Genomic DNA, 18,186 nt, shown 5'->3' on the forward strand with positions numbered 1-18,186 from the left:
ATGGCAGTCAGTCTAAACAACATAATTGAGTTAAAAGATATTTCTGTAACTTTCAAAAATGATGGAAATGTCGTAAAAGCAGTGAAAAACGTTAATTTGAAAATAGAACGTGGCGATATTTATGGAATTATTGGCTATTCAGGGGCCGGAAAGAGTACTTTAGTTCGTGTCATCAATTTGCTTCAAGCACCTACAAGTGGAACCGTCAGTGTAGCAGAACAACGATTACAAGAACTTAAGCCACAAGAACTAAGGCAGGCAAGAAAACGAGTCGGAATGATATTCCAGCATTTTAACTTGATGAAATCAAGGACCGTCTTAGGCAATGTGGAATATCCACTGCTAAGTAAAAAAATAAGTAAAAAAGAACGTAGAGAAAAAGCGACTAATTTGTTGAATTTAGTGGGGTTAGCAAAATATGCTGACGAATATCCGAGCAGATTATCAGGTGGACAAAAGCAACGCGTAGCCATCGCAAGGGCATTGGCAAACGATCCAGATGTATTAATATCCGACGAAGCAACAAGTGCGTTAGATCCGAAGACCACAATTTCAATTCTGCAATTACTGAAAAAATTAAATGTAGAGTTGGGATTAACAATTGTCCTAATTACGCATGAAATGCAAGTAATTAAATCCATTTGTCACAATGTAGCTGTAATGGAGGATGGAGAAATAATTGAACGGGGCCGCGTTGCAAAGGTATTTACCGCTCCCCAGCAGAAATTAACAAATGACTTTATTGAAACATCAACGAATGTTCAAGCAGCAATTAAACGAATTACAGCAGAAATCGACCTGCAGCTAGCAGCTAATCAACGATTGGTTTATTTAAACTTTGTTGGAAATACTGCTAAGGAAGGAATCATTTCTGGGCTAGCACAGAAGTATCAAATTGACATTAATATTTTATTTGCCAATATAGACCAGATCGATGGAGAAAATGTTGGTTATATGATCTCTATTTTCAGTGGACAACCAGAGTTAATCAATGGCGCAATTAAAAGTTTGATATCTGCTGACGTCAAAGTAAGAATCTTAGAGGTTGGTGGATCGAAAGGAGATGAAGCAGCCAATGGCGTCGATTATTCCGAACGTAATTGAAATGAAAGCTGAATTTGTTCAAGCAATTTTTGAAACCCTGTATATGACATTTTTTTCGGCAATTGTTTCAGGTGTCCTAGGCTTAATTTTTGGGGTGTTACTAGTTGTGACTAAACCAGGTGGGATCTTAGCGGATTCAGTCAGTTATTCGGTGTTGGATAAGGTAATTAATTTGTTAAGGTCAATTCCATTTATCATTTTATTGGCTGTAATTTCACCGTTAACGCAATTTTTAATTGGTACCACAGTTGGAACTACCGCTGCACTAGTTCCGTTAATCTTTGGTATTTTTCCTTTTTATGCACGGCAAGTTCAAAATGCATTGTTGGATGTTGCCCATGGTGTGATTGAGGCTGCTCAGTCAATGGGATCTAGCCCAATGGAAATCATATTTCGGGTATATCTCAAGGAAGGCCTAGCAGACATTTTGCGAGTTTCAATTGCCACAGTTATCAGTTTGATTGGATTGACAACGATGGCTGGAGCAATTGGTTCTGGTGGATTGGGGGATATTGCGATTAGCATTGGGTACGCCAGATTTGAAAATGATATTACATTTGTGGCGATGTTAATTATTCTAGCGATGGTGTTTATCGTCCAATTTGTTGGTGATTTGATTGTTAAGAGAGTCGAACGATATTAATTTTTTGCAACTTAAATTATATGAGGAGAGTGGATTTGATGAAAAAAAGTATCTGGTGGTTAATTGGAATTTTAGTGGTCATTGTGGCGGTGTTCTTTGGTGTTCATAGCTATACCAGCACTCACGGTGCAAGTAAGTCTTCAACAATCACGGTTGGGTCACAAGGCTCTGATTATGATATTTGGCAATATATTGCTAAAAGCGATGATGCCAAAAAATTGGGCCTTAAAATTAAAGTAAAACAAATTACTGATGGAGTGCAGCTAAATAAAGCGGTTGCTGATGGCAGCGTTGACGTAAATGCATTTCAATCGTATTCATATTATCTAGCATACAATAAACAAAATGAGAATAATAAATTAGCTGCGTTAGGCACTACATACCTAGAACCAATGGGAATTTACTCAAAAAAATACCAAAAAATTGATGATATTCCTACCGGTGCAACAATAGCAATTGCGGATAATCCATCACAAGCAGCACGAGGATTATTACTGCTGCAGAAAGCAGGATTAATAACATTAAAGAAAGATTTTGGTATGTTAGGAACTATTAAGGATATTCAAGACAATCCGAAAAATATTCAATTTAAACAAATTGATGATACAACTGGTCCACGAATTATCAAAAATGTTGATGCTGTCTTAATTTCTAATACAGTTGCACTTGAAGGTGGATTACATGTGTTAACAGACTCGATTTACCATGAAAAAGTAGACCAGAGTACTAAAGACAATATTAATATTCTTGCCACTTCAGCAAAAAATAAAAATAATACAAATTACAAAAAACTAGTGAAGTTGTACCACAAAAAAGATATTCAAAAGCATATTAAAGATAAATATTATGGAACTAAGATTGAGGTTTCTAAACCACTGTCATATTTCAATTAAAGAAAGGATTTTAGAATATGTCAAAAGTAGCAATTATCACCGGTGCAGGGCAAGGTATTGGTGAAGGAGTCGCATATCGATTAGCCCAAGACGGATTCTCGATTGCTGTAGCAGATATCAATGCTCAGACATCATCTAAGGTAGCGGAAAAACTCCGCAACGATGGATATCAAGCAAAAGCATATCAGCTAGATGTAGCACATCGTGGTGAAGTGTTTGATTTAGTTAAAGCAGCAGTATCAGATCTAGGAGAATTGGGTGTTTTTGTTAATAATGCCGGGGTAGCATTTATTGACACGATTATTGACTCGGATCCTGATGATATTGAACGGTTGCTAGACGTTAATTTGAAGGGTACTTATTGGGGAATACAGGCTGCCGCAAACCAGTTTAAGAAACAAGGGAATGGTGGTCGCATTATTAATGCAGCCTCATTAGCTGGTGTAGAAGCCTCTGCATTACAAAGTGCTTATTCAGCATCGAAATTTGCAGTTCGAGGTCTAACTCAAGCTGCTGCTAAGGAATTGGCTCAAGATCAAATTACAGTGAATGCATATGATCCTGGAGTTGTACGAACACCACTGAGGGATGAAATTGATCGTAGAACTGCCGCTATTCATAAAATATCAATTCCTGAGCAACAATCCAATGTACTAAAAGAAATTGCATTAGGAAGAGAGGCAACACCGACTGATGTTGCGGAAGTTGTAGCATGGTTTGCTTCACCTGGTGCTGGTTATATTACAGGACAATCGATTTTAGTCGATGGCGGAATGCATTTTCAATAAATATAATTTTTGAGGGGGATGACATCATATGATTACACATCTTAGCTGTTATGAGCATGCTGGTGGTTTAGTGTTCATGATAAGTGTATTAGAATCATTGAATTACTAATTTGGAGTGGGGAGAGATTTTAAATGAAATCATCATGGAAAATGCTATTGGGTTTAGTTGGTGTTTTGGGGTTAACGGTTGTTCTTAGTGGTTGCGGTAAGAGTTCGGCAAGTTCAGGAAATAGCGATTATAAATATGGAACAATTACGGTACCGGCAAAGGATGGGTCAATTTGTAATGCCCCTAACTACATTGCTTACGAAAAGGGATTCTTTAAGAAAAATGGTTTAAAAGCTAAATTAGTCGCTAATCCACGTGATATTAGTACGCTAGAGGCGGGGTTTGCTAGTGGTAAATACGATGTTCAAAATGGTGATTTTCAGTATTTACCAGCCATTCAAAATGGTGCTCAAATTAAAGCTGTCGGGGGCATTCACCAAGGCTGTATTAAACTATTAGTGCCGAAAGATTCCAACATCAATAGTGTCAAGGATCTTAAAGGTAAAACAATTGGTATTCCAGCACAAGGGTCTACACCACAATATGTAACTTCCATTGCTTTACAACATGCCGGAATCAATCCGAAAACGGATGTTACCTGGAAAGTTTACTCAACTGATTTGTTAGCAAAAGCAGCACAAAAAGGTGAAGTTCAAGCGATTGGAACCGTTGATCCATATGCTTACCAAGCACAACAAGAAGACGGGTTTAAAGTCATTATTGATAACAATAATAGTGCCGGTAATCAGGACATGGCAAATATGGGAATGAAAAAGGATGGCTCGTGCTGTTATCTATATATTTCCAACAAGTTAATTAAGGAAAACCCTGCTAAAGCAAAGGCAATTGCCAAATCATATAAAGAAGCAGCAGAGTGGATTAACAAACACCCAGAAAAGACTGCAAAGATTGAGTTAAACAAGGGTTACGTTTCTAAGACTAAGTTTATTAATGAAAAAAATGTCGCCCAAATTATTCGTGACGAGCACTTTGAACTCAATTTGAAGAAGGGTAAATCAGATTTGAGTTACTATATTAGCCAATTAAAAGAGGCGGGTTACTTGAAGAAAAACACTAATAATGCAGAGTTATTGAAAAAGGCATATTGGGATCCAGATTTAAAGTAATTGATGGGTGAGGAGTTTAACTGATGAGTGACAGACAACAAAAAAAGCAGTCACAGATTGCGGACTTAACGGTTAAGTATTGGAAAAAGTGGGATTATAGGTGGAACATTCTCAGTGTTGTAGTGGTCGTTGCAGCGTTGCTAGAGAATTTGTTTGTGCCCGCGCAAGAATTAGTTGATAACACCGTTTATCGCTATTTTTTGGTAATTTACGGACTCTATTTAATTGGAATCTACTTATATGGACGATTTGTTAGTTTTAAGGCGCACTTTTATGCTGGGCACTTTGCCCAATTAAATACCATTATAGGTATTTTGTTACTTGGGCAAGATTTGCTAACTGAAAAGTTTGCTAGATTTACACTGCCTTTTTTTGTTAGTTTTGCTCAAATATTGGATCAAATTCGAGAAGACCATCAACTACTGTGGGAATCAACCGAATCTTCATTAGTATTGTGGTTGGTTAGTTTTATTATTGGGACCTTAATTGGAGTTGGTTTAGGATTAGCTATGGGACGCTATCGTCAGGCTAATTACTGGGCTTTTCCATTCCTAAAAGTGATTGGTATTATTCCAGCTGCTGCCTGGATGCCGTTAACGATGATCCTATTTCCAACTAGTTATTCAGCCGAAGTGTTTCTGATTGTGTTTTCAGTTTGGTTTCCAGTTGCCTTTATGACGATTGGGGGCGTCCAAGGAATTCCAACAGCGTATTTTGAATCTGCTCATACGTTAGGTTTTAGTGAGTGGCGGATAATTCGAAAGGTTGTGATTCCTGGGGCGATGCCGAGTATTTTCATTGGAATTTACACGGCGTTAGGTTTGTCATTTATGACTCTGGTCATTTCAGAAATGATGGGAGCTAAGGTTGGTCTAGGTTGGTATATTAACTGGGCTAAAGGAACTGGAAATTATACTCAAGTTTATGCTTCAATTGCAATTATGGCGCTACTATTTTCGATTATCTTCTCGCTGTTAACCACGGTACAAGAAAAAGTATTACGCTGGCGTGATAATAGCACGGGAATTTAGGAGTGAAAAATAATGGATTTGTTAGAAGTTAAAGATGTTAAGCGCCAATTACTTGATAACGATGGACAAAAAATTGATATTTTGGAAAATATCAATTTTTCGGTTGAACCAGGAGAATTTGTTTCGATTATTGGTCCTTCGGGCTGTGGCAAAACAACACTGTTGCGTTTAATCTCTGGGTTAGATAAACCAGAACAAGGAAGTGTCTCTGTAAATGGTGAGGTCGTAAAAAAACCGGATGTGTCACGAGGATATGTTTTTCAACATGCAAGTTTGTATCCTTGGGAAACCATTGAAGGCAATATTAGTTCAGGATTAAAGGCCGTTTACGGTCGAAATTATGATCATGAGTTAGTGAATCATTACATTGACTTAATGGGGCTCCAGGGCTTTGAAAAATCATTTCCCCACCAGGTTTCAGGTGGAATGGCACAACGAGCAGCCTTAGCACGATCAATCATCATGAATCCAGAAGTGTTGTTGTTAGATGAACCAATGGGCGCATTGGACGCTTTTACTAGAGCTGATGTTCAAAATGTTATTTATCGTGTTTGGCAAAAAACTAAAACAGCTATGATTTTGGTAACGCATGATATTGACGAGGCAGTTTATTTAAGTCAAAAGATCATTGTGATGACGCCTCGGCCGGGCAAAATTAAAGATGTTGTGATTAATGATTTACCATTTCCAAGACAACGAGACAGTGATGCGTTTTTAAAGATGCGGCAAAATCTACAAGAAAAGTTGAAGTTTGGGTTTAATACTGAGAGTAGTAAATAAAAATTTGACTTTTTCTCATCATTGTTTAATAATATCGTCAATCGAATAGTTATGGAATGCGAAGATGAGTAGGCTATATCATTATTTTTAGAGAGTCGCTAGGTGGTGAAAAGCGATAATAGTGGTTGGTTGAAGATGGTCTTAAATGCAGTTATCACCGTCGAGCACAAGTGAGGCGGTGACGGGAACTCCCGTTACAGAGTTAGGGTATACACGTGAGTAAGTACTTAATAGCTACACTTGAGTACCCAACGAGAAATGACTCGTGAGGGTTGTTCAAATTAAGGTGGTAACGCGAAATGCACTTTCGTCCTTGTCTAGAGATAGACTATGGCGAAGTGCATTTTTTGTTTGGAGGTAATTAATATGACAGAATTCAATACGCGATTAGTACATGGTCAAGGCGTTAATGATAACCAAACCGGAGCAGTCAATGTTCCGGTATATAATTCGTCGACATATCAGTATCCAGCAATTGATAGCCAGGTTCGTTGGGATTATGCGCGTTCCGGTAATCCCACGCGCGAGTACCTTGAAAAACAGATTGCATTGTTGGAAAACGGGACGCAAGGATTTGCGTTTGCTTCTGGAATGGCAGCCATCCATGCGGCCTTTGCGATTTTTAAGCCAGGCGATCATATTGTGATCGGCGAGCAGATATACGGTGGCACATACAGATTAATTGAGCAGTACTTTAATGAACGTGGAATCGAGTTTACCGCTGTTGATACACAGGACTTAGCTGCGGTTAAGCACGCCATCATTCCAGCAACCAAAGCCATTTACTTTGAACCAATAACCAATCCATTACTGCATGTTACGAGTGTGACACAGATTGCTAAAATTGCTAAGCAACATAATGTTCTAACAATTGTGGATAATACATTTTTAACTCCCTATTTGCAACGGCCATTGGACTTGGGGGCAGACATTGTTGTTCATTCGGCAACTAAGTATCTGGGGGGTCATTCTGATGTAATTGCTGGATTGGTCGTCACTAAAACTGAGGAGCTAGGCAAAAAAATTTACTTTATCCAAAATGCGTTAGGTGGAGTTTTGTCCCCTGAAAGTGCTAATCTAGTTCGCCGCGGAATTCAAACACTTGCTGTGAGAATGGATCGTCAACAAGAGAATTCATTTGCGATTATTGATTTTCTTAAGAATCGTGATGAAGTCACTGAAATCAATTATCCAGGAATCAAAGGTTCCAGTGATAATCAAATTGCAGCCACAGAATGTAGTGGTTTTGGTGGAATGCTTTCGTTTGAATTGAAGCAAGATGTTGATGCAACCGCATTTGTTAACCAATTGCATTTGTTTAAATTAGCGGTGAGCTTGGGTGCAGTTGAAAGTTTGGTCGAGTTGCCTTATCAAATGAGTCATGCAGAGTTACCGCCAGTTGAGCGCTTAAAAGCTGGGATTACACCTCAACTTGTACGCTTATCAGTAGGAATTGAAGCTGCGACTGACCTAATCTCTGATTTGACGCAATCATTTGAATCGTTGCAACTTAGTCAAAGTAGTTCAAATAAATTTAAAAGAATCAAGCGACGTGCTATTTAAAATATTAGCTCGATTTAAGAAGATGGAGTGGATAGTTTGACAGAAAATAATTTTGACACCCTAAGAATTCATGCGGGTTATGATCCTAAAGAACATCAATTTGCTTCCTCTGTACCGATTTATCAAACGGCAGCATTTGGACTTGATAATACAGCAGTGGCTGATCAAATTGTGCAAGGGAAGCTACCAAATCGGTTTGATTATTCTCGTGATGGTAATCCAACGGTTCATGTGTTTGAACAGCGAATTGCTGCGTTGGAAGGAGGCGCAGACGCTGTTGCAGTGGGTTCTGGGATGTCTGCAATTTCATATACGATCTTTAATGTTGCCGAAAATGGTGGTCGAATTATTGCACCCAACAATATTTATGGCTCCGCACTCGATGAATTTAGAACCTTTTTTCCGAAATTTGGTATTAATTTTGATTTTGTCGATGATATTAATGATTTTGCTACGGTTGAACGATTGATCAAGGATGATACAAAGGCGATTTATGTCGAAAGCGTTGCTAATCCAAGTACCGAGATTGCCGATTTAGAGGGACTGGCTAAAATTGCGCATGCAAACCAAATTCCATTGATTGTGGATAATACGTTTCCAACACCGTACTTGTTACAACCATTCAAGCATGGCGCTGATATTGATGTATATTCCTCAACGAAAGGCATTAATGGCCACGGTAATGTAATTTCAGGACTGGTGGTTGACCATGGTAAGTTTGACTGGAATAATGATAAGTTTCCGCAATTTAACGAAGATGAATTTATTTTAGGTGATGAAAAAACTGGTAAGCGAGAAAGTTTTGTTACTAAGTTTGGTAATTTAGCATTTATTAAACGTATCAGAATGAAATATTTACGTTTGTTGGGATCTGTTTTGGGACCAAGCGATGCGTACTTAATTTTGTTAGGGTTGGAGACTATTTCAGAAAGGTTAACTAAAGAAGTAGCAAGTGCTACCAAGATTGCACAATTTTTGACGAAAAACGAGCATGTAAACAAAGTTTATTATTCAGGAATTGAATATGATAATCCATTAGTTAAAAGGTATTTTCCTAAGGGTGTTGGCTCAATTTTATCGTTTGAACTAGCAGGAGATGAAAACCAGATTGCGGAAATAATTAATCAGGTTAAAGTGTTTAGTTATTTGCCTAATATTGGGGATGCACGGTCATTAATTGTGAACCCAGCTAAAACCACCCATCGGGAAATTCCAGCCGACATCCGGCAAAAGCATGCGTTGAATAATCAAGTGTTGCGGCTCTCGATTGGATTGGAAGATGTTGATGATTTAATCGCTGATTTAGGGCACGCAATCGAGCAAGCATTTAGTAAATAAAATGTTAATAATGACTATTGACATAACATTAAAAAGAGATTAGACTAATTTACATTAAATTAATAGTTGATTAAAGCATGATGAAGAGATGAGTAGGATTTATTGCTTATGTAAGAGAGCTTCTGCTTGGTGGAAAGAAGTTAAGTGATGATTTGAAGATGGTCTCCGAATGATGTGTTAATGAGGAAATTCTAAGTTAACACCGGGTCGGTACTCGTTATCAAAACTAGGTCTTAACAATTATAGACGTCATAATTGTTGCGACTTACCAAGGTGGTTTTTGTGAGAAAACTACAAATTAAGGTGGTACCACGGGTGGATGCTCGTCCTTTGCATTATGCATTGGGCGGGCTTTTTATTTTGAATTTAATTACTGGTTAATTTAATCTAACAAGCTTATTTCACACATTTATTTTGGGAGGAATTAACATGACAAAAAATCATAAATTATTTAAACGACTTTTAGTTGTCGCATCGGTCGCACTGGTAGCAGCTGGGGGATTAGCTGGCTGTGGCAATAGTGAAAGCAAACAGCTTAGCACTAAAACAATCACAATTGGGGTTACTGGTGGACCACATGAACAGATCACTCAACAGGTTAAGAAGCTAGCCAAAAAAGATGGCCTTAACGTTAAAATCAAGGTCTTTAGTGATTACAACACACCCAATTCATCACTTAGTTCTGGTGATTTAGATGCTAACAGTTATCAAACATTACCATTCTTGAAGCAACAAGAAAAAGACAAGAATTATAAGTTCTCAGCAGCGTTTAAAACGGTGGCCTTTCCAATGGGAATTTATTCTAACAGTATCAAGTCACTTGATGATTTAAAAGATGGCGATTCAATTGCTGTTCCAAACGATCCAGCTAATGAAACTCGGGCCTTGGAATTATTCCAAAAGGCTGGCGTGTTGAAGATTAAAAAAGGTGTTGGACAAAACGCTACTAAGAACACAATTGCTTCAAATCCAAAACATCTGAAGATTGTGGAGTTGGATGCTGCACAATTACCAAAGCAACTTGATGAAGTCACCGCTGCTGCAGTAAATGGTAATTACGCATATTCATCAGGTTTATCGAAAAAGAATGAAGCTATTTACCATGAAAAATACAAGAATAACCCATATCCTAATTACTTTGTTGTGCAACAGGGTCACAAAGATGACAAGGTTATCAAACAACTTGATAAGTACTACCACTCTAAGACAGTTAAAAATTATATTGATAAGGCATTTGGCGGATCGGTTGTTATCTCGAAATAGAGTACAACACAGGGCGATTAGTTTCTGTCATATACCACAAGGAGGACAACTCGCTTGATTGAGTTTAAAAACGTATCGAAGACATTTACAGGTCAACAAAAAAATAAGCATGTTAAAGCAGTTGAAAATGTATCGTTAAAGGTTGATGATGGTGAAATTTATGGTGTCATGGGTTATTCTGGTGCCGGTAAAAGTACATTAATTCGCATGATTAATGGCTTGGAAAAACCATCATCTGGACAAGTTATTGTTAATGGCGAATCCGTAGCTGATTTATCTAAATCGGATTTACTGAAGTTACGGCGTAAAATTGGCATGATTTTTCAAAGCTATAATTTACTAGTCACAGCGAACGTTTTTCAAAATATTGTGTTACCACTAACTTTGGAAGGTATTGATAAAAAAGAGGCGACACAACGGGCTGAAAAGTACTTAAAAATAGTTGATTTGTGGGATAAACGGGATAGTTATCCAGCACAGCTTTCTGGTGGGCAGCGGCAACGAGTTGCGGTGGCACGAGCATTGGCTCATGAACCTAAGATTCTGTTGTCGGATGAAGCAACAAGTGCATTGGATCCCGAAACAACTGAATCAATTTTGTCTTTGTTGTTAAAGATCAATCAAGAGTTAGGTATTACAATCTTTCTAATTACACATGAAATGGAAGTAATTCAACGAATTTGTGATCGGGTGGCAGTTCTGGATCAAGGCGTAATTGTTGAAGAAGGAAATGTGGTTGATGTCTTTACACAACCAAAACAAGAAATTACCAAGCGATTTGCAGGAGTCAGTGATACTTTGGGTGTGCCGCGCGATATTTTGGCACCGTATCAAGATACTAAACAACTGGTTTCACTTCAGTTTGTTGGAAATAGTGCGAATAATCCACTTTTATCACAACTGCAGGAGAAATTTAGAATTACGCCGGATATTTTGGCTGGTAGCATGGGATATATGAAACGAGAACCATACGGCAGATTGTTAGTATATTTAAAGACGGATGATAAAAGTCAGTACGAGGCTGCACTTCAGTACATTCGTGATCAACAAGTGCATGTTGAGGAGGTTAAACTATAATGCAAACATTTATCAATTTATGGGGTTCAGTTATCTGGACCGGATTTGGTCAAACGTTAGCGATGACCTCAATTACATTTATTTTGTCAGTTGTGATCGGGATCCCAATTGGAGTACTGCTAGTGGTTACTAGAATTGACGGGCTACATCCTAATAAACCTGTTTATTCAATTACTAATTGGATTATCAATATTTTACGATCATTACCATTTATCATTTTGTTGTTTTTAATTTTACCAATTACTAAATTTGTGGCGGGAACAACAATTGGTATTCGTGGTGTAGTCTTACCCTTGGTGGTCTACGCTGGACCATATATTGGCCGATTAGTTGAGTCTTCACTATTAGAGGTTGATCCAGGAACCATTGAAGCATATCAATCAATGGGAATTAGTAACGGCAACATCATCTGGCGTATCATGGTGCGTGAGTCTAGAAGCAGCATTATTCGTGGACTAACAATTGCAGCAATTGGCTTGATTGGAGCAACAGCAATGGCCGGATTGGTTGGTGCCGGTGGACTAGGTGATATTGCATATCAATACGGATTCCAACGTTACCAACCAGATGTAATGTACGTTACCATCGTAATTTTAATTGTCTTAGTCCAGCTAATTCAATCGATTGGAAATGTGGTATCGGCCAGATTGAAAAAAGATTAGAGTGTGATCGGCCGCGGTTAAGAGCACATTTCAGCAATAGTGTTAGTAAGAGGCTAATTGCATAATTCGTTGATGTACGCGAATTGTATAATTAGCCTCTTAACCGTGATGTATGTGTTTTAGTGAATACATTATTGATAATAAAAGGTAATCTCTAAAGGAGGTCCACAAAAAATGACAATCAAAGTTGGATTAGCGCAAACTAATGTGACCTTTGCCAATCCAGATGCCAATTTTAAGCGAGTAGAAGAATATGTCCGTAAAGCTGCTGAGCAAGAAGTTGATGTAGTCGTATTTCCTGAAATGTGGAATACAGGATATGCCCTAAATCAACTAGATCAGTTGGCGGATGAAAATGGTAAACGAACCCAACAGTTGTTACAAAGTTTAGCCAGTCAATATCAGTTGAATATTGTCGGTGGATCGGTAGCAACCAAACGAAATGGTCATTTTTATAACACTAGCTATGTGGTTAGTGATCAGGGAGCCGTTGTGAGTGCGTATGATAAGGTGCATTTATTTGGCCTGATGCATGAAGGTGAATTTATTACAGCCGGGTCGGATGAAACCTCATTTGAGTTGGCACAAGTTCCAAGTACTGGGGTTATCTGTTATGATATTCGTTTTCCGGAATGGTTGCGAACGCTTAGTCGGCACGGCGCACAGGTATTATATGTATCTGCTGAATGGCCAGATGTACGGGTCACTCAGTGGGAATTATTAGTACGGGCTCGGGCAATTGAAAACCAGGCGTTTGTGGTGGCGGTTAATCGGGTAGGGGATGACCCTGATAATCACTTTAATGGGCATTCATTGGTAGTCGACCCTCTTGGCAATATAATCGCTCAGGCGGGGGAACAAGAAGAGCTAAAAGTGGCATCGTTTGATTTAGAGTCCATTGAGGCGGTAAGAGGTCAAATACCAGTATTTAAAGATCGACGGCCTGATCTATATAAATAGAGTGCGACGACCTGTGTTTAGATGCCGTAGGCTAGGTTCGTAAGGACCATTAATGAATCGGTCTATGATTTATTGATGGTCCTTACGAACCTAGCCCTAGGCGTCTGCAGGTCGGAGCACGTTTTGAAATAGAACGGCGTATAAAAAAGAACAAGCAAAGCTAGTTTTTTGTCGCGCAATACGGAAGGAAGAGAATATTATGGAATTTCCAGAGTCAAAATTATTACAACAATTACCAAAACAATTCTTTGCTAATTTAGTTGCCAAGGTTAATCAAAAAGCAGCATCAGGAGTGGATGTGATTAACTTAGGACAGGGAAATCCAGATAAACCAACCCCAGATTACATCGTTAAGAGTACCCAAGAAAATGTGGCAAAGCCTGAGAATCATAAATATTCTCTTTTCCGTGGCTTGCCGGCATTAAAAAAAGCTGCTAGTGATTTTTATTTAGAAAAATATGGGGCTACGTTTGATTCTGAAAAAGAGGTCGCAATTTTAGGTGGTTCTAAAATTGGCTTGGTTGAGTTGCCATGGGCATTAATGAATCCTGGTGATACGTTTTTATTACCTGATCCAGGCTATCCGGATTATCTTTCTGGAGCAGCACTAGGACAGGTTAATTTTGAAACATTTCCATTGAAAGAGGAGAATAACTTCCTTCCTGATTTAGATGCAATTCCGGTAGACGTAGCTAAAAAAGCTAAGTTAATTTATTTAAATTATCCGAATAATCCGACGGGTGCAGTTGCGACGCGTGAGTTTTATGAAGAACTAGTTGATTGGGCCAAAAAATATCACGTTGGCGTGATCAGTGATTTTGCGTATGGTGCCATTGGGTTCGATGGTCAGCCTCCGATTAGTTTCATGGAAATCCCTGGTGCTAAAGAGGTTGGAATTGAGTTTTATACGTACTCCAAAACTTTTAATATGGCTGGTTGGCGGCTAGCTTTTGCTGTCGGCAACCCAGATATTATTGAAGCAATTAATTTAATTCAAGATCATTTATTTGTGAGCGTCTTTCCCGCACTACAGCAAGCTGGAATTGATGCATTAAAAGATCCAAAACGAGATAGTGAAATTAACCAAATCGTGGCGCGCTACGAAACTCGTAGAAATGCTTTTATTGGTGCAGCTGAGAAAATTGGTTGGCGTTCAATCAATCCAGGTGGCGCTTTTTATGTTTGGATGCCCGTACCAAGTGGCTACACGAGTGAATCGTTTGCTGATGTATTGCTGAACGAAGCTGGTGTAGGGGTAGCTCCTGGTAATGGGTTTGGCGAACAAGGCGAAGGCTATGTCAGAATTGGACTGTTGATTGAGCCGGAACGGTTGGTAGAAGCAGTTGAGCGAATTGATAAACTGCACATCTTTGATCAAGTAAAGGAGTAGTGGCAAAATGGCTTTGAGATATACGGTATTAGGTGCGGGCGCAATGGGATTGCGGTATGGTGTTTTATTACAAGAAGCTGGCTTTGAGGTCGACTTTGTAGATACATGGGAACCACAAGTAACCACAATTAAACAACAAAATGGTGTTTACGTTTCGCGTGATGGAGAAAATCGGCATTTAGTACCAGTAAATATTTATACTCCAGAAGAATATACGGGAAACCCGGATGTATATATTGTATTTTCAAAGCAAATGTTACTTGCAGATTTATTACAACGCAGCGAGCACTTCTTTAAACCACACCAATATGCGGTTACTGGTATGAATGGAATGGGGCACATTGAAAAACTCAATCAATATTTTGAACCACAAAAAGTAATTGGTGGGACAGCACTAATTGGTACTGTATTGAATGCGGCTGGAGATGTTGATTTTATTGGTGCCTCTGGTGCAGGATCAATGAATTTGGCTAATCAGACGGAACAGCCAGATGAAACGACGCATCAGATTGTGGCCGATTTTCAAAAAGCCAATCTTAATCCAACACTAACTACTAACTTTTTGGGTACGTTATTGGCCAAAGTAATTTTCAATTCCGTGATTAATACAATTTGTACATTATTTGAAATTCAAATGGGTCAATTTATTGCGTACCCTGGCGCTGAGAAGCTGGGGAAACAATTAATCAACGAGGCGTTTGATGTCTGCGAACGAGCTGGGATTACTTTGTTAAATACCAGACAACAGGAATGGGATACGATTGAACATGTGAGTCGGGTTACTAATCCATTGCATTACCCATCAATGTATCAAGACATGAGTAAAAATCGACCTACTGAGGTAGATTACATTAATGGATATATTTATGAATTGGGTAAGCAGTACAATTACGAAGCTTCCACGCATGATTTTTTGCGTAATTTAGTACACTTAGCAGAGAATACTCGTCAATACAGAAAATAATCAGTTTAATAATTGGTTTTAGTTGTCTTCATCAGATTAAGTAAATCATTATTTGGTGTTTGTAGTTCCCAAGTTTCAGGATTATCCATATAGCCATCAACTTGCGATTTGGCCCAGCTGTTATCGGTTAACCAGCGAGTATCTTGGAAATGTGAAGGCACATTATATACACGAATCGTGTGATCATTTGTTAGTTGAAAGGTCACATCTCCAGCTGCAGTTGGTGTTCCTGCAACCAGATAAGTATTTTCTGGGAAAACGGTAGTTATTGACTTATTGTAGTTGTAAGCAACATTTTGACCACTAATATTTTGAACACTTAAATCTGCTATTTCTTTATTTTGAAAAGCAGATGTTAATGTCGCATCAGAGTCACCATATTTAACACGCATTGTATAAAATACAGCCATCCCTTGATCCTCCGAGACTGGGATTCCAGATGATGCATCTGGTGAAGCGCTGGAGCTGTTAGATTTAGTTATTGTACTAGATTCATTAATTTTTTTATGATTAGATGATTTTTTGACACTAACCGACGTTGAAGATGATGAACTAGATTGCTTACTATCATTGCCTGATGAACATGCAACAAGAATAGCAGAACTTATCAAGCAAAGTGAAACAGTCAATAAACGTTTTAACATAATAATCCCCCCAAAAATTGAATTAATAAAATTAGTATAGCATAAGAAAAAAATACGAAATATGATTTTTTAAAAGCATATGTGACTATTTGTGTCATTAGTATTGACACACTGCTGGCTTTCCGCTAAACTTACCACAATACAAATAACCTTTAACTTAGTCCCGCGAGGCTGATAAGGAATTCCGGTAGAAATATTAGAAGACCTTCTTAACTTAACGGCTAAGAAGGTCTTTTTACATTAAGGAGCTGAAAATGGTGGCACACGAAGTTGTAGATGGATCAAGCATGCAACGGGCACTAACCCGGATTACCTACGAAATAATCGAACAGAACAAGGGTGTTGATGATCTCGTGTTTGTTGGGATTAAGACTCGTGGAATTTATCTTGCCAAACGGCTAGCGAAACGATTGAAACAGTTAGAACAAATTGACGTGCCAGTTGGTGAACTGGATATTTCTTTATATCGTGATGATCGCCATATCCCTGATCATCATATTGAACCAACTGTTACAGCATCAGATATTGATGTTGATATAACAGATAAGCACGTGATCTTAGTTGATGATGTTTTGTTCACTGGTCGAACAGTTCGCGCTGCTCTAGATGCACTAATGGATTTAGGGCGTCCAAAGAAAATATCACTCGCTGTCTTAGTTGACCGTGGGCATCGTGAGCTACCAATCCGACCTGATTTTGTCGGTAAGAATATTCCAACTGCAATGGATGAACAAGTTCATGTAGCGATGGAAGAATATGATGGTCATGAAGATATCACTATTGAAAAAATAAAAGAATAATTTGTAACTGAACCATTTAATTGTTTCCTGAGAGAACAAAACGGTGCAGTAAAGTCCTTGCATACTTTTAGCGAGGAGTCTACACGCGAGTAAAAGCATTTGTTTAATCAGGAAATGATTGAACAAGTGCTTTTTTTGTAGCGATTTTTCTGAAACGACCCTTAATTTGAAAGGATGATCAATATGATGATGACAGAACGAACGCAGCATAACCTATTAACCATTGACCAATTAGAATCTGGTGATGCACTAGATTTGATCCACGAGGCGCAAGCTTTTAAGGCTGGTAAACAGGTGCAATTACTAAAACCTGCGTATGCCATTAATTTGTTTTTTGAAGATTCAACGCGTACTAAAACTAGTTTTCAAATGGCTGAAAAGAAATTAGGCATGCATGTGCTAGATTTTAATGGAGCTACGAGCTCTGTTAGTAAAGGTGAAAGTTTATACGATACTGTCAAAACGGTTGATTCAATTGGTGCCAACGTTGCGGTGATTCGACATCCGCGAACCGAATATTATCGTCAATTAGTTAAACATAATCTGAAAATTGGACTAATTAATGCTGGTGATGGGGCCGGACAGCATCCATCACAGTGTTTACTTGACATGATGACCATTTTGGAACAATTTCAGTGTTTCCACGATTTAAAGGTATTAATTATCGGCGACATTGTTCATTCGCGAGTAGCAAGATCCAATGCTGAGATGCTGTGGCGATTGGGAGCTCAAGTTTACTTTGCTGGGCCAAAAGAGTGGGCTGATCCTACATTAGCAAAATATGGTCAGTTTGGGGACTTTGACGCATTGTTACCACAAATGGATGTGATTAATTTACTTCGGGTGCAACACGAACGGATTACTGACTTGAATAATGCTAAGTTTGATGCATCAACTTATCATGAACAATATGGTCTGACTAAGCAGCGAGCTGAGCGAATGAAAGCAAGGGCAATTGTTCTCCATCCGGCGCCGGTAAACCGCGGGGTAGAAATTGATGACGAATTAGTTGAAAGTCCACATTCAAGAATTTTTACACAAATGCAAAATGGTGTTTTTGTGCGCATGGCAATCATTAGTCGGTTACTACGATTCCAAAATTTGTTATAG

Annotated in this window: 18 protein-coding genes and 1 other annotated feature; of the genes, 17 read left to right on the forward strand and 1 reads right to left on the reverse strand. The window is 38.5% G+C overall.

Features of this window, described 5'->3' with window-relative positions; all coding sequences use genetic code 11:
• The 15 genes from FFM51_RS00985 to FFM51_RS01055 all read left to right on the forward strand — a co-directional run bounded on the left by FFM51_RS00985 (position 1) and on the right by FFM51_RS01055 (position 15,632).
• Positions 1 to 1,104, forward strand: a complete 1,104-nt coding sequence (locus tag FFM51_RS00985; RefSeq protein WP_137596798.1) for a methionine ABC transporter ATP-binding protein — start codon at positions 1 to 3, stop codon at positions 1,102 to 1,104.
• Positions 1,076 to 1,747, forward strand: a complete 672-nt coding sequence (locus FFM51_RS00990) for a methionine ABC transporter permease (RefSeq protein WP_137596799.1) — start codon at positions 1,076 to 1,078, stop codon at positions 1,745 to 1,747. The genes FFM51_RS00985 and FFM51_RS00990 overlap by 29 nt, the downstream gene beginning before the upstream one ends.
• A gap of 38 nt (positions 1,748 to 1,785) precedes the next feature.
• Positions 1,786 to 2,640: a MetQ/NlpA family ABC transporter substrate-binding protein gene (locus FFM51_RS00995; RefSeq protein WP_170999531.1), complete on the forward strand. Its 855-nt coding sequence runs from the start codon at positions 1,786 to 1,788 to the stop codon at positions 2,638 to 2,640.
• 17 nt (positions 2,641 to 2,657) lie between these two features.
• Entirely contained in the window at positions 2,658 to 3,428 is a 771-nt protein-coding gene (locus FFM51_RS01000) for an acetoin reductase (protein ID WP_137596801.1), read from the forward strand.
• Positions 3,429 to 3,560: 132 nt separating this feature from the next.
• Positions 3,561 to 4,604 (forward strand): ABC transporter substrate-binding protein, encoded by a 1,044-nt coding sequence (locus tag FFM51_RS01005; RefSeq protein ID WP_137596802.1) that lies wholly within the window; start codon positions 3,561 to 3,563, stop codon positions 4,602 to 4,604.
• Between the two features lie 23 nt (positions 4,605 to 4,627).
• Positions 4,628 to 5,635 (forward strand): ABC transporter permease, encoded by a 1,008-nt coding sequence (locus FFM51_RS01010; RefSeq protein WP_137596803.1) that lies wholly within the window; start codon positions 4,628 to 4,630, stop codon positions 5,633 to 5,635.
• A 12-nt stretch (positions 5,636 to 5,647) separates the two neighbouring features.
• A complete protein-coding gene (locus FFM51_RS01015; protein WP_137596804.1) occupies positions 5,648 to 6,415 on the forward strand; it encodes an ABC transporter ATP-binding protein in 768 nt (255 codons plus the stop codon).
• 366 nt (positions 6,416 to 6,781) lie between these two features.
• Entirely contained in the window at positions 6,782 to 7,978 is a 1,197-nt protein-coding gene (locus tag FFM51_RS01020) for a trans-sulfuration enzyme family protein (RefSeq protein WP_137596805.1), read from the forward strand.
• Positions 7,979 to 8,014: 36 nt separating this feature from the next.
• Positions 8,015 to 9,316, forward strand: coding sequence for an O-acetylhomoserine aminocarboxypropyltransferase/cysteine synthase family protein (locus tag FFM51_RS01025; protein ID WP_137596806.1), 1,302 nt, complete (start codon positions 8,015 to 8,017; stop codon positions 9,314 to 9,316).
• Between the two features lie 71 nt (positions 9,317 to 9,387).
• Positions 9,388 to 9,650, forward strand: a binding site (T-box leader).
• Positions 9,651 to 9,745: 95 nt separating this feature from the next.
• Positions 9,746 to 10,579, forward strand: coding sequence for a MetQ/NlpA family ABC transporter substrate-binding protein (locus tag FFM51_RS01030; protein ID WP_137596807.1), 834 nt, complete (start codon positions 9,746 to 9,748; stop codon positions 10,577 to 10,579).
• Positions 10,580 to 10,633: 54 nt separating this feature from the next.
• Positions 10,634 to 11,656, forward strand: a complete 1,023-nt coding sequence (locus FFM51_RS01035) for a methionine ABC transporter ATP-binding protein (protein WP_137596808.1) — start codon at positions 10,634 to 10,636, stop codon at positions 11,654 to 11,656.
• Entirely contained in the window at positions 11,656 to 12,318 is a 663-nt protein-coding gene (locus tag FFM51_RS01040; RefSeq protein ID WP_137596809.1) for a methionine ABC transporter permease, read from the forward strand. The genes FFM51_RS01035 and FFM51_RS01040 overlap by 1 nt, the downstream gene beginning before the upstream one ends.
• A gap of 174 nt (positions 12,319 to 12,492) precedes the next feature.
• Positions 12,493 to 13,278 (forward strand): carbon-nitrogen family hydrolase, encoded by a 786-nt coding sequence (locus tag FFM51_RS01045; RefSeq protein ID WP_137596810.1) that lies wholly within the window; start codon positions 12,493 to 12,495, stop codon positions 13,276 to 13,278.
• 199 nt (positions 13,279 to 13,477) lie between these two features.
• Positions 13,478 to 14,668, forward strand: a complete 1,191-nt coding sequence (locus FFM51_RS01050; protein WP_137596811.1) for a pyridoxal phosphate-dependent aminotransferase — start codon at positions 13,478 to 13,480, stop codon at positions 14,666 to 14,668.
• A 7-nt stretch (positions 14,669 to 14,675) separates the two neighbouring features.
• Entirely contained in the window at positions 14,676 to 15,632 is a 957-nt protein-coding gene (locus FFM51_RS01055; protein ID WP_137596812.1) for a ketopantoate reductase family protein, read from the forward strand.
• A gap of 5 nt (positions 15,633 to 15,637) precedes the next feature.
• On the opposite strand, the gene FFM51_RS01060 is transcribed toward FFM51_RS01055, so the two are convergent.
• Positions 15,638 to 16,276: a hypothetical protein gene (locus FFM51_RS01060; protein ID WP_137596813.1), complete on the reverse strand. Its 639-nt coding sequence runs from the start codon at positions 16,274 to 16,276 to the stop codon at positions 15,638 to 15,640.
• Between the two features lie 257 nt (positions 16,277 to 16,533).
• Between FFM51_RS01060 and pyrR the strand changes: the two genes are divergently transcribed.
• Positions 16,534 to 17,076 carry a bifunctional pyr operon transcriptional regulator/uracil phosphoribosyltransferase PyrR gene (pyrR, locus tag FFM51_RS01065; RefSeq protein ID WP_137596907.1) on the forward strand — a complete coding sequence of 181 codons (543 nt, stop codon included), beginning with the start codon at positions 16,534 to 16,536 and terminating at the stop codon, positions 17,074 to 17,076.
• A 183-nt stretch (positions 17,077 to 17,259) separates the two neighbouring features.
• A complete protein-coding gene (locus tag FFM51_RS01070; protein ID WP_137596814.1) occupies positions 17,260 to 18,186 on the forward strand; it encodes an aspartate carbamoyltransferase catalytic subunit in 927 nt (308 codons plus the stop codon).

The organism is Paucilactobacillus kaifaensis, assembly GCF_005405145.1.
Classification (GTDB): domain Bacteria; phylum Bacillota; class Bacilli; order Lactobacillales; family Lactobacillaceae; genus Paucilactobacillus; species Paucilactobacillus kaifaensis.